Annotated in this window: 10 protein-coding genes; 8 read left to right on the forward strand and 2 right to left on the reverse strand. The window is 65.6% G+C overall.

The features are described 5' to 3' along the window. Positions 1 to 167 precede the first annotated feature (167 nt). Positions 168 to 2,177 (reverse strand): glycoside hydrolase family 97 protein, encoded by a 2,010-nt coding sequence (locus EGJ34_RS00935; RefSeq protein WP_125358263.1) that lies wholly within the window; start codon positions 2,175 to 2,177, stop codon positions 168 to 170. Positions 2,178 to 2,559: 382 nt separating this feature from the next. Here EGJ34_RS00935 and EGJ34_RS00940 point away from each other — a divergent pair, with 382 nt between their 5' ends. The 6 genes from EGJ34_RS00940 (at position 2,560) to EGJ34_RS00965 (ending at position 9,966) form a co-directional block, all read left to right on the forward strand. Beyond that, on the forward strand, positions 2,560 to 4,761 hold the full coding sequence (locus tag EGJ34_RS00940; protein ID WP_125358175.1) for a Six-hairpin glycosidase-like protein: 2,202 nt from the start codon (positions 2,560 to 2,562) through the stop codon (positions 4,759 to 4,761). 44 nt (positions 4,762 to 4,805) lie between these two features. Next, positions 4,806 to 6,245 carry an MFS transporter gene (locus EGJ34_RS00945; protein WP_125358265.1) on the forward strand — a complete coding sequence of 480 codons (1,440 nt, stop codon included), beginning with the start codon at positions 4,806 to 4,808 and terminating at the stop codon, positions 6,243 to 6,245. Continuing rightward, entirely contained in the window at positions 6,245 to 7,966 is a 1,722-nt protein-coding gene (locus EGJ34_RS00950) for an alpha-amylase family glycosyl hydrolase (RefSeq protein ID WP_125358177.1), read from the forward strand. The genes EGJ34_RS00945 and EGJ34_RS00950 overlap by 1 nt, the downstream gene beginning before the upstream one ends. A 75-nt stretch (positions 7,967 to 8,041) precedes the next feature. After that, complete coding sequence (locus EGJ34_RS00955) at positions 8,042 to 8,437, forward strand: SseB family protein (RefSeq protein WP_125358179.1); 396 nt, start codon at positions 8,042 to 8,044, stop codon at positions 8,435 to 8,437. A 100-nt stretch (positions 8,438 to 8,537) separates the two neighbouring features. Next, a complete protein-coding gene (locus EGJ34_RS00960) occupies positions 8,538 to 9,593 on the forward strand; it encodes a DUF5694 domain-containing protein (protein ID WP_125358181.1) in 1,056 nt (351 codons plus the stop codon). A gap of 67 nt (positions 9,594 to 9,660) precedes the next feature. Then, the gene (locus EGJ34_RS00965; protein WP_125358183.1) at positions 9,661 to 9,966 is read left to right on the forward strand and encodes a hypothetical protein; all 306 of its coding nucleotides are present in this window, start codon (positions 9,661 to 9,663) and stop codon (positions 9,964 to 9,966) included. Positions 9,967 to 10,074: 108 nt separating this feature from the next. On the opposite strand, the gene EGJ34_RS00970 is transcribed toward EGJ34_RS00965, so the two are convergent. After that, positions 10,075 to 11,109 carry a LacI family DNA-binding transcriptional regulator gene (locus EGJ34_RS00970; RefSeq protein ID WP_185750024.1) on the reverse strand — a complete coding sequence of 345 codons (1,035 nt, stop codon included), beginning with the start codon at positions 11,107 to 11,109 and terminating at the stop codon, positions 10,075 to 10,077. Between the two features lie 673 nt (positions 11,110 to 11,782). Here EGJ34_RS00970 and EGJ34_RS00975 point away from each other — a divergent pair. Both EGJ34_RS00975 and EGJ34_RS00980 read left to right on the forward strand, forming a co-directional pair. Continuing rightward, on the forward strand, positions 11,783 to 12,043 hold the full coding sequence (locus EGJ34_RS00975) for a hypothetical protein (protein ID WP_125358185.1): 261 nt from the start codon (positions 11,783 to 11,785) through the stop codon (positions 12,041 to 12,043). A 168-nt stretch (positions 12,044 to 12,211) separates the two neighbouring features. Beyond that, complete coding sequence (locus tag EGJ34_RS00980; protein ID WP_125358187.1) at positions 12,212 to 12,718, forward strand: hypothetical protein; 507 nt, start codon at positions 12,212 to 12,214, stop codon at positions 12,716 to 12,718. The last annotated feature ends 17 nt before the right edge of the window (positions 12,719 to 12,735 follow it).

Here is a 12,735-nt window from a genome sequence, read left to right on the forward strand (position 1 = left end):
GCCGCTATGGTAGGCAGCGCGCCTTTGAAGCGAATCACCCTGCATACGTATTCAATGCGCATGCAGGCGTTGTAAGCGGTTACATCGCGGTGGCCCCCGCACGACCAACGGTCGTGCGCTACCGGAATGTCGACCCGGTAGGCAACGACCGTTGGTCGTTGCGCATTTCACATGGGCGTGAACCGGATCGCCTGGCCACCGCCCGGTGCCAGCACGATGTTCATCGCATCGCGGCTGGTGACTTCACGCACCTCGCGCTTGAACGCGAACGGGTTGCTGCGGAAATCGGCCCCGTCGCCGTCGCGATAGATCTCGGCGCGATAACGCACGCCCGGCTCAAGGAAGCCCAGCGACACCGGCAGTACGCGCCCGGATTCGTCGGTGATGCTGCCCAGGAACCAGTCACGGCTGTTGCGGTCCTTGCGCACGATGGTCACGTAGTCGCCCACCTCGCCATCCAGCACCCGGGTGTCGTCCCAGTCCACCGCCACGTCCTCGATGAAGCGGAATGCCTCGCGGTGCTGTTCATAGTGTTCAGGAAGATCGGCGGCCATCTGGATCGGGCTGTACAGCACCACATACAAAGCGAGCTGGCGCGCCAGCGTGCTCGGAATCGCCTGGCCGTGGCGACCCTTCAGGCTGAGAATGCCCGGGGTGTAGTCCATCGGGCCGGACAGCATGCGGGTGAACACCAGGTTGACCTCGTGTTCCGGTGGGTTCGGCGGCTGGCCCCAGGCGTTGTATTCCATGCCGCGCGCGCCTTCACGGGTAATCCAGTTCGGATAGGTGCGGCGCAGCCCGGTGTCCTTGATCGGCTCATGCGGGTTGACCGCGATATGCCGCTTGGCGGCTTCCTGCACCACCTTCAGGTGATGCCGGGCCATGAACTGGCCGTCGTGCCACTCGCGCCACAGCGGGCCGCCGGCCGGATTGCGCCGGTCCACCTGGCCGTCGTCGCACACGTAGCCGCTCTTGAACGAGTCCACGCCGAGGCGCGCATACAGGTCCAGTGCGGCGTCCAGTTGGTCTTCGTAATGCTCGATCGCACAGCCGGTTTCATGGTGGCCGATCAGGTGCACGCCCTTCTTCGCGCCATACGCGGACAGCGCTTCAATATCGAAGTCCGCGGTGGGGCGGGTGAAATCGAAGTCGTAGCCGTTGCCGACCCACATGCCATTCCAGCCGGGATTCCAGCCTTCCACCAGCACGCCACGGAAGCCGTGTTTCGCAGCGAAATCAATCACCTTCTTGGTTTTCGCGGTGGTTGCGGCGTGCTTCGGTCCGGTCGCCCAGCTTTCCTCGTCCAGGTGCATCGACCACCACACGCCCAGGTACTTGGATGGCTTCACCCAGCTCACATCGCCCAGCACGTTGGGGTCGTTGAGGTTGAGGATCAGACTCGATTCCACCAGCCCGCCGGCGGTGTCGCTGATCTGCAGCGTGCGCCAAGGCGTGTTGAAGGGCAGGGCGCGGCGCACCTTCCAGCCTTCAGCAGACGGCGAAAGCTGCGCGCGCAGGCGCTGGCCGTCGGTGCGGCGCAGCCACATGCCGGCGTAGTCCACCAGCGCGGCTTCGTGGATGGACACATGTAGACCCTCGTCACTGCGCAGGGTCATAGGCGTATGCGCCAACGGCAGCTGGTCCAGCGGGGTGCGCTGGTACAGGTATTCGTAGTGGATCGGCTCGCCAGCCGGAATCCACCATGCGGTGGAGGCGGGGGTGATGGCGAACTCGGTCAGCTCGTCATCGATTATCGCCTCGCGCAGGTTCGGCTGTTCCGGGAAGTGGTAGCGGAAGCCGAGGCCGTCGTCGTAGACCCGGAACACCACGTCCAGCCGGCGTTTCGCACCGGTGGTCTCGCCCAACTGCACGGTGAACTCGTTGTAGTGGTTACGGGTGACGCGGCGCTCGCCCCAGGGCTGTTCCCAGGTTTCATCCACGCTGCGGGTGCTCTGGCCGAGCACGGCCAGGTCGCGGTCGAGGCGGCCGTCGCGCAACTGGAAGCCCAGCTTCGAATTGCCGACTACCTCCTGGCCGAAGCGTTCCACCCGGTAGCTGGGCATGCCGCCATCCAACTGCAGGGAGACCTTGAGCACCTTGTCCGGCGAGGTGGCGCTGGCCACGGTGACCGGTTCGGCGTTTGCGGTGGCGCTTAGCGCCAGCAGGCACACCGCCAGCCAGGATGGACACGCATGGCGTGTCCCTACGCGACGTTGGAATTCCCGCGTAGTGACACGCCATGCGTGTCTGCTCTTGGCGGGCAACCCACCGAAAACCCGTCGCATCAACCACACAACCATTGGCATTCCCCTCCCAGGGTCACCCGAAACTGACCCGGACTATAGCCACGCCGGCCCGGCGCTCCGGGCGTAACGCCATGAATACGTATGCAAATGTCGATGCATGACCGCGTGCAGGTGCGACGACCAACGGTCGTCGCCTACCATGCAGGCAGGCACCCTGGGAGGGGGCCGCGACGGCCGCGCTACCCGCGGCTGACCTACAACGCGCGCAATTAGGGAGGGAGGCCGACGGGCGCAAGCCGGTCCGCCGCTTTCAATGCTGAAGAAGATCTGCCTGACCGCTGCCCTCGGGGCGGCGCTGATGTCCACCGCTGCGGCGGAAGACCTCACCTTCGATGGCCGCACCGCGCGTGCTGCCACCGCTGCCAACGGCAGCTTCACCCTGACCGCCGACGGCAAGCCGGTGGCGATTGCCGCCCAGCCGATGCGCAGCCAGACCGGCAGCGTGATGTTCGACGCCCTGTTCGCACTGGCCCAGCAGGAGATGGACGCCGACCGGGTCGATGCGATCCGCGACCCGTCCTTCAACTTCGGCAAGCCGGTGCCGTGCGACTGCTTCCAGACCGGCGAGCGCTGGCCCTATGTGTGGACCCGGGACGTCAGCTTCGCTGCTGACCTCGCGCTGGCCCGGCTGGACCCGCAGCGCACCCGCCAGTCGCTGCAGTTCAAGCTGTCCAAAGCGCGCGACGGCCGCACCCCCGGCCTGTTCGTGGCTCAGGACACCGGTTCCGGCGGCAGCTGGCCGATCAGCAGCGACCGCGTGGTGTGGTTCCTGGCCGCGCGTCATCTTCTGGACGACACCGCCTTTGCCGAACAGACCTGGCAGGCGCTGCAGGGCACGCTCGCGCAGGACCGTGCAATGGTCTTCGACGAGCGCATGGGCCTGTACAAGGGCGAGACCTCGTTCCTGGACTGGCGTGAGCAGACCTATCCGGACTGGACCCGCAAGGACGTGCGCTTCATTGGCGAAAGCTATTCGCTGTCCACCAACGTGCTGCATTACCAGGCGCTGCGCCTGGCCGAGAAGCTGGCCCGCCAGCATGGCGACGCGCGTGCCGAGGACTACGCCAGGTGGGCCACGGCGTTGGCCGCACAGATTGATACTCGTTTCTGGCGCGAGGATGCCGGCCAGTACATGAGCTACATCGGCGAAGCCGCGCACCCGGTGGACTACGCCAAGTACGACCTGCTGGCGATCTCGCTGGGCGTGTTGGCCGACGTGTTCCCGCAGGAGCGCGCGCGCCGCGCCATGGCCAACTACCCGGCGGTGGAGGGGGGCAGCCCGGTGGTGTGGCCGCAGGAAGCGCAGCAGCCGATCTACCACAACCGCGCGGTGTGGCCGTTCGTCAGCGCCTATTCGCTGCGCGCGGCGCGGCATGTGGACGATGTGGCGCGCATCCAGCGCGAGATCGAATCGCTGATGCGCGGTAGCGCGCTGGCCGGTTCGAACATGGAAAACTTCGAGATGCGCCGCCTCGCCGTGCATGTCGACGAGGGCGCGCTCAGCGGCCCGGTAGTGAATTCGCCGCGCCAGCTGTGGTCGGTGGCCGGCTATCTGTCGATGGTGCTGGAAGGGGTGTTCGGCGTGGAAGCCGACGGCAAGGTCGCGCCCAAGCTGCCGGTGGCGCTGGTGCCGCAGCTGTTCGGCAAGGAAAAGAGCATTGAACTGAACGACGGCCGCACCCGCTACGTGCTCAAGCGCCCGCGCAAGCTGGACGGCGCGCTGCTGGTGGCTGACAAGACCACCCGCAAGGGCAACGTGGTGACCGTGCAGCTCAAGGCCGTGCCCGGCCCGGCACCGGTCACCGCGCCGGCGCTGTTGGCCGACGCCCCCACCGACGGCTTCGCACCGGCTACGCCGGCGGCACCCAAGGCGGAAAAGCGCGGCAAGGGTTGGAGCGTCGCTGTCCCCGCCGGCCGCGTGCTGTGGCTGGACGGCAAGGCCACCACGGCCAAAGGCGCGCTGACCGTACGCGAAGATGGCCTGCAGCACTGCCTCAGCCTCACCCAGCGCGGCCCCCAACTGGAATCGCTGCACAGCCCGATGACCTGCCTGGGCCCGCAGCAGCGTCTGGCCGGGACCAGCAAGTGGAGCTGGAACGCCACCGCGCCCAGCCGCGTGCGCGTGCGGTTGCGCTATGACAACCCGAATGGCCCGATCAACACCGGCGTGACTGCTGCGGTGAAGCAGCTGGTGGTGACCTGCGCCGGCAAGCCGGTACAGCGCGCCACCGTGGTGATGCCGCACAGCGTCGGCCAGCAGGATTCCACCGCCGCCGAATTCGACGTGCCCAAGGGCAACTGTCGCTTCAGCCTGGAACAGGGCTTCAACATGAGCGCGCTGGAACACTTCGCCCAGTACAACGGGGGCAAGGGCGGGCGCGAAGGCGTGCTCAACAGCGCCAAGGTCAGCGCGCTGCTGCTGTCGCCGGTGCCGGCGGTGGAGGCTGCAAAGTGACGCGGCCGTCCAAGCCGACGCTGTCGTTCTGGCAGATCTGGAACATGTGTTTTGGCTTCATGGGCATCCAGTTCGGGTTTGCCCTGCAGAACGCCAACGCCAGCCGCATCTTTGAAACCCTCGGCGCACCGATGGACGCCGTGCCCGGGCTGTGGATCGCCGCGCCGCTGACCGGCCTGCTGGTGCAGCCGGTGATCGGCTATCTGTCCGACCGCACCTGGACCCGCTGGGGCCGCCGCCGTCCGTACTTCATGTTCGGCGCGGTGTTCACCACGCTGGCCCTGCTGGTGATGCCGAACTCGCCCACGCTGTGGATCGCGGCCGGCACGCTGTGGGTGCTGGACGCCAGCATCAACGTATCGATGGAGCCGTTCCGCGCCTTCGTCGGTGACAAGCTGGCCCCGCGCCAGCGTCCCACCGGCTACGCGATGCAGAGCTTCTTCATCGGCGTCGGTGCGATTGTCGCCAGCTTCCTGCCCTTCATCCTGGCCCACTTCGGCGTGGCCAACACCGCCGCCCCCGGCGAGGTGCCGCCGACCGTGCGCTACGCGTTCTACTTCGGCGCGGCGGTGCTGCTGTCTGCGATTGCCTGGACCGTGTTCAGCACCCGCGAGTATTCGCCGGCCGAACTGGCCGCGTTTGATGACGCCGAGCCGCCGGTTGCGCAGCAGAGCGCGCCGCTGGCCGGTCCGCCGCCGCTGGCGCAGATTGGCGGCTGGATCGCGCTGGGCGTTGCCCTCGCTGTAGCCATCGCCTGGAAGCAGGGCGACAAGATGCTGTACGTGCTGGCCGGACTTTGCGCCGCGTATGGCGTGCTGCTGGGCGTGGCGCGGCTGGTGCCGGGCCCGCACATGCTGGCCACCATCGTCGACGACCTGCGCAGCATGCCCTCGACCATGCGCCGGCTGGCGTGGGTGCAGTTCTTCTCGTGGTTCGCCTTGTTCGCGATGTGGATCTACACCACGTCCGCCGTGGCTGGCACGCATTTCGGTTCCGCAGATACTGCCTCGGCCGCCTACAACGAAGGCGCGAACTGGGTGGGCGTGCTGTTCGGTGCCTACAACGGCTTCGCCGCGCTGGCCGCGCTGCTGATCCCGCTGATGGTGCGTGCACTGGGCCTGCGCTGGAGCCATCTGGTCAACCTGTGGCTGGGCGGGCTCGGCCTGGTCTCGCTGATGTTCATCAAGGATCCCACCTGGCTGCTGCTGTCCATGGTCGGGGTCGGCTTTGCCTGGGCCTCGATCCTGTCGCTGCCGTATGCGCTGCTGTCTGACAGCGTGCCGGCCGCGAAGATGGGCATCTACATGGGCCTGTTCAATTTCTTCATCGTCATTCCACAACTGGTTGCCGCCAGCGCGCTGGGCTTCGCGCTGCGCGCGTGGCTGGGCGGCAATCCCATGCACGTGCTGGTGCTGGGGGGAGTGAGTCTGTTCGTTGCCGGGCTGTGCGTGCTGCGCGTGCCGGCCCATCAGGAGGGTGCGTGATGCGTTCGTTTGCCAAGTTGTCGCTGGGTGTTTCGCTGGCTTTGATTGCTGCCGCCGCGCAGGCTGCGCCGCGCCCGGATTACGTGGGCACGCTGGAGCCGTTCGCCAGCGATGCGGTGTACTTCGTGGTGACCGACCGCTTCGTCAACGGAGACCCGTCCAACGACTATCGCGACCAGGGCGGCAAGCACCGCACGTTTGATATTCCAGTGCCGTGCCCGGACAAGGTGGACGGTAACATCGGCTACCTCGGCGGTGACTTCAAGGGCGTGCTCAACAACGCCGACTACATCCGCAAGCTCGGCTTTGGCGCGGTGTGGATCACGCCCATCATCGACAACCCGGATGAAGCCTTCACCGGCAGCAAGCCGATCAGCTGCACCAGCACTCTGACCGACCGCGGCAAGACCGGTTACCACGGCTACTGGGGCGTGAACTTCTACAAGCTGGATGAGCATCTTCCCAGCGCCGACCTGGACTTCGCCGGCCTCACTCGTGGCCTGCACGACGCCCAGCTGAAAGTGGTGCTGGATATCGTCGGCAACCACGGCTCACCGGCCTGGAGCATGCCGGTGAAGCAGCCGCAGTTCGGGCAGATCTTCGACAAGGACGGCACGCTGATTGCCGACCACCAGAACCTGCCGCCGCAGCAGCTGGATCCGAAGCACAACCCGCTGCACGCGTTCTACAACAACATCGGTCCGGTGGACGCCGACAAGGGCTCCATCTTCGATGGCAACCTGGCCGAACTGGGCGACTTCAACCAGAACAATCCGGCGGTGATGGATTATCTGGTCGGTGCCTACCTGCAGTGGACCGCACAGGGCGTGGATGCGCTGCGCATCGACACCATCGGCTGGCTGCCGCACCCGTGGTGGAACGAGTTCGTAAAGCGCATCCGCGCCGAGCATCCGGGCATGTTCATGTTCGGCGAGGCATTCGACTACAACGCCGCCACCATCGCCGAGCACACCTGGCCGAGCAACGCCAACGTGAGCGTGCTCGACTTCCCGCTGCGCGGTGCGCTGTCCAGCGTGTTCGGCAAAGAGCAGAAGGGCTTTGAAACCCTGGCCGAGCCGCTGCACCTGCTCGGTGGCCCGTACGCCAATCCGTACGAGCTGATGAGCTTCTACGACAACCACGACATGGCCCGCCTGGACGCGACTGATGCCGGCTTCATCGACGCGCACAACTGGCTGTTCACCGCGCGCGGCATTCCGGTCCTGTACTACGGGTCGGAAACCGGCTTCATGCGCAGCCGGGCCGAACACGCCGGCAACCGCGCGTACTTCGGCCAGGAGCGGGTGGATGCAGCGCCGCAGAGCCCGATCTTCGGGCCGCTGCAGCGCATCTCGCTGCTGCGCCAGAACACCCCCGCGCTGCAGCGCGGCCTGCAGGTCACCGAGCGCCTGCAGGGCGACCAGGCCGTGTTCTACCGCGTGCTGCAGCACGGCGACACCGCCCAGACCGCGCTGGTGCTGCTGAACAAGGGGGATGCGGCCAGCACCTTCGAGGTGAGCCGCTACCTGCAGCCCGGTACCTGGCGTGACGCGCTCGGCAGCGGCAGCATCAAGGTGACCGGCAGCCTGAAGGCTGAAGTGCCCGCCCACGGCGTGAAGGTGTATGTGCTGGACGCCCCGGTGAAGCAGAAGGCCCTGCAGGCCGAGCTGGACAAGGCCATGGCCGACCAGAAGGCGCGGACCCAGCGGCTGGCGCGGTAATCCAACACCCCTTGGGCCGGCCTCTCACCCGACCGCCGTTACAATGGCCATTCCCGCTCACGCCTGGACTGGCCCATGACCGATCTGCCGCCGCAGAACCCGCTTGAAACCCTGCTCAAATCCGCCATGGACGGGCAGACCTCGATCGGTGGCTTCATGAAGGCGTTCGTGGCGTCGGAGGTCATCCTGCTCAATGGCAGCCTGGTGACTCCCGACGGCAGCGGTTTCGATCCGCTGTTGTTCGACGACGACGGGGTGAAGCGGGTGGCGGTATTCACCGACCTGTGCCGTCTGGGCGGCTACAGCCAGACCGCACCGCACGTCGGGCAGATGCGGATGATCGAGGTGCTCGGTCGCATTCCCGGCGGCTTTGGCGTGGTGGTGAATCCAGCAACGCCGCTGCAATTGACCATTTCCCCCGACGGCGTCGGCCATCTGCTGGAAGACTTCGCCGACCCGTTCCGTCCGTAGGGTTTAGATACCCCACGACAGGCACCGTGACCAACGCCACGCGCCCAGCCGTTCCCTGCCCCCCACACTGCAAACCTCAAAGGAAAGAAGAGGGCAGGGTATGCAGGTACGCAACGCTTGGCTGGCCATGGCGATGGTCGTCGCACTCCCGGCGGTCGCCGCCGCCCCGGTCGACCTGACCACGCTCGACCGCGAGATGACTGGTCCGCGCACCCAGGTGCTGGTGCTGGGCAGCGTCCACCTAGGTGAGATAAAGGGTGGGATCCAGCCCGGCGCGCTGGAACCGCTGCTGACTCGCCTGGCTGCCTACAAGCCCGACATCATCACCATCGAGAACATCGACGGCGAACAGTGTGATCTGGCCGCCCGCCACCCCACCGTGTATGGCGACGACTACTGCGCCGACACCGACGACGCGCGCGCCGCCACCGGCCTGCAGGTGCCCGCCGCGCTGGAACGGGTGAACGGCGCATTGGCCGCCTGGCCGGCCAAGCCCACACCCGCCCAGCGCCGCCAGCTGGCCGCCTGGTTCCTCGCCGCCAACGACCGCCCCTCTGCCTATGTGCAGTGGCTGCAGCTGCCCGCCAGCGAGCGCCAGCCCGGCGACGGCCTCACCCCCGCGTTGGTGACGATGCTGGAAGGCATCTCCACCCGCCAGAGCGAGAGCTACCAGATTGCCTCGCAGCTGGCCGCCCGTCTGGGCCATCCCCGCGTCTATCCGGTGGACGACCACACCGGCGACAACCTCACGCTGCCCGACCGCAAGGCCTTCGCGCGTGAGATGGAAGCGGCGTGGAAGACCGGCAGCGCCGAGCTCGACAAGCACATCGCCGAGGAAGACGAGATGGCCAAGGGCAAGGACCTGTTGCCGCTCTACCGCTACCTCAATGATCCGGAACGCCTGAACACCCTGGCCGAGGTCAATGTCTCCGCCGCACTGAAGGCGCATTCGCCGCTGCAGTCACCGCAGAAGTGGGTGAACGGCTGGGAGATCCGCAACCTGCGCATGGTCGCCAACGTGGCTCAGACCTTCCGCGAGCGCCCGGGCGTGCGCGTGCTGTCCGTGGTGGGAGCCTCGCACAAGCCTTGGTTCGACCAGTGGCTGGGGCGGCTGGCGGGCGTGGATATCGTGGATGTGGAGCCGGTGCTGCGTTAATGTGAAGAGCTGTGGCGGTGCCACATGGACATCAGGGGGATGGGTGGAAGAGCGTTCTGTAGTTGGCGTGAGTCCGAAAGCACTCGCGCAGCGGCATTTGACGGCCGCAGTCGTCTGGGGGCTGGGTTCGTTCTGCGTATTCCTGGCCGCGTCTCTAGTCCTTGCGGAGCGTGGCCATGGGACTGATTGGCTGCTGCTTGTCATGTGGGTGGTCAATCTCAACACCGCGCGCCACCTGGGCCTTGCCGCTCGCGCCATGGGGCGCAACGGATGGCTTTGGGGTGGCTTTGCAGCCATCTGGACGGCCACAGCGCTGCCCGTATTCCTCTTTCTCAGCCTACAGCACATGCTGGGCCGCTACCCGCGCCCGTAGAGCCACGCCCTGCGTGGCTTCGCGGTGCCGAACGTAGTCGAAGCCACGCAAAGCGTGGGTCTACGCGAGCTAGCGCGGTAGGTACCGACCGTTGGTCGGTACGGTGTGTCACCGCCCCGCCAGCGACGACTCCCGCACCACCAGCTTCACCGGAATGGTCTGGCTCTCCACCTTCTCCCCCTGGATCAACGCCAGCAGCTTCTCCACCAACAGCTGCCCGGCCTGCTTAGTATCCTGCTGCACAGTAGAAAGCGTAGGCGACACCGAAGCCGCCAGCGGAATGTCATCAAACCCCACCAGTGCCACATCCTGCGGCACCCGCAGCCCCGCTTCGCGCAAGGCCCGCATCGCCCCGATGGCGATCAGGTCACTGGCACCAAACAGCGCATCGAACTTCTCCCCACTGGCCAACAACGCCAGACACGCCTCATACCCCGACTGCTCGGTCGTGATCGCATCGCGCTGCAGCGCAGGCACAGCAGCCACCCCCCGCGCGGTCATCGCCGCCACATACCCGCGATGGCGCTCTTCGAACTCCGGGTAATGGCTGGACGCGTGCCCGATGAAGGCAATTCGCCGGCAGCCCTGGTCCAGCAGGTGCGCGGTGATGTCATGCCCACCCTGGAAGTTGTCGCACCCAATCGACACGCCCGGCTGGTCCGGCAGGGCCGCGCCCCAGCGCACGAAGTGCGTGCCTTGCTCCACCAGCCGCTGCAGGCGCTCGCGGGACTCGTGGTAATCGCCGTAGCCCAGCAGAATGATGCCGTCAGCCTTGTTGCTGTCCTCGTAATCTGCCTGCCAGTCGGTGGACAGCTGCTGGAACGAGACCAGCAGGTCGTTGCCGCGCAGCGCGCAGGCCCGGGTGATGGACCCCAGCATGGCGTGGAAGAACGGGTTGATCAGCGAATCGTCGTTGGTGGGGTCTTCGAAGAACAGCAGCGCCAGCGTGCCCGCATTACGCAGGCGCAGGCTGGAGGCGTTCTTGTCCACCTTGTAGTTCAGTTCGCGGGCAATGCGCAGAATGCGCTCCCGGGTCTCCGGGTTCACCATCGGACTACCGCGCAGCGCCCGCGACACGGTCGGCTGCGACACCCCGGCCAAGTGGGCGATATCCAGTGAAGTGGCTTTGCCGCGGATGGTCATGGCGGGCAGGGCAGGGACGACAGGGTAAATGATGCCATGAGGCGGGGTGGAACGCCTGAACCCCGTAGAGCCACGCCCTGCGTGGCTGCTCTCCGTTCCGGCGTCATGAACCCCTGACCCACGGCTTCGATTATTTCCAAACCCCGGCCGCATTTCCGGGGGCGGGCCACGCCACGTCTCCGGACGCTTGCGCCGCGCTTCGCGCGGGTACACACGCAGGGCGTGGTACCTACGGGAATTTTTACGTGCGCAGGACGACCGCGCTGTTCGCTCACCACGCAATCCGTGCCATTGGCGACGGAATCGAAAAATAAATCTCAAAATCGATTCTGAGGCGCAGCGTCAAGAATACGTCGCTGAATTGAGCGCAATCGGCACGGAAGACGGAAAAAATATGGCATCCGCGTCATCTGATCCAACGCATCCGTTGATCCCGACCTATCCTTGCTCGCGGGCCGTTTCCAATCGCTCGCTGTATTGCGCATGGTGAAGCCGTGGAGTCTGAAACCTCCGTTAGCAAGTACCGGAAATTGTTTGTCATGTGTCGGGAGGGTGGCGGAATGCAACACCCTCGCGGAAATACGTCACACCGTGCTTTCGGTACTTCTAACGGGTTTCAGCCTCCCGACCCCCCTCGCCATCCGGCGAGGGGGACTTCAACAGGAGCAGTTCCGTGTCCGAAGAAAAACGACCCAAGCGTCCCCTGCACGTCCAGCGCCCCAAGAGCATCCGCGTTGAATCGCTCGCGCCCGGCGGCGATGACGCCGATGGCATCCGCATCCCCTGCATCAAGCTGCGCGGCATGTGGCTGCACACCGACGGCCTCCGCATCGGCGACGTACTGGTGCCCCAGCCGATCCCCGGCGGTATCAGCCTCACCGTGCGCGCTGTGCCGGAAGTGGTCACCCGCCAGACAGTGAAACGTTCAACCTGACGCACACGTCTGCGCCTCGCCGAGTGCACGCGGCGGGGACGCAGATCGATTTGCAACAAATCGGATGTTTCTTACAGAACAGATGGCTCAAAAGTGATTACTGCGGTGGTCTGCCGCACTAACAATGGAATAGAAGCCCGAACCCCATCTCACTACCACAGGTGTACGATGAACCAAATCATTGAACGGGGGCTCCCCGCCATGAAGCCGATCGACCCCGCTGGACGCAATCCCGGTATTGGCACTTCCGCAGGTTCCAAGAAGGCTGGCAAGCCGAAGTCGTCGCTCCACTCACGGCAAAAGGCTGGCGACGCAGCAACGACCAGAATCGGACTCTCATATCTGCCGTCAGTGAAGAAGGCCCAGTTGGAACAGGAAGGCTGGGCCGGCATCTTGGCGCAGGTGACCAACGTCCCGGCCATCCTGGTTCCAGGACATCTGCGCGACGAAGCCGTCATTCTTTCAGCCGAGATGTACGAGCTTCTGGTCAGGCTGGCAACCGGTGATTCGACTGGCGAGATTGCTTCCGACGAGATCGAGAAGGCGCTTCTCCTCGCCCGGGTACAGGCCAAGTGGGATGACCGGCTCTCCGTGCTGAAGGATGGGAAGGTTCTGGAGGCTGTAGTAAACAGCTCGCCGCGCCAGGGGAAAATCAAGCCCGGCCCGGTGTTCTGACATGCCAACAATAATGG

Source organism: Stenotrophomonas sp. 278, from assembly GCF_003935715.1.
GTDB classification, from domain to species: domain Bacteria; phylum Pseudomonadota; class Gammaproteobacteria; order Xanthomonadales; family Xanthomonadaceae; genus Stenotrophomonas; species Stenotrophomonas maltophilia_AH.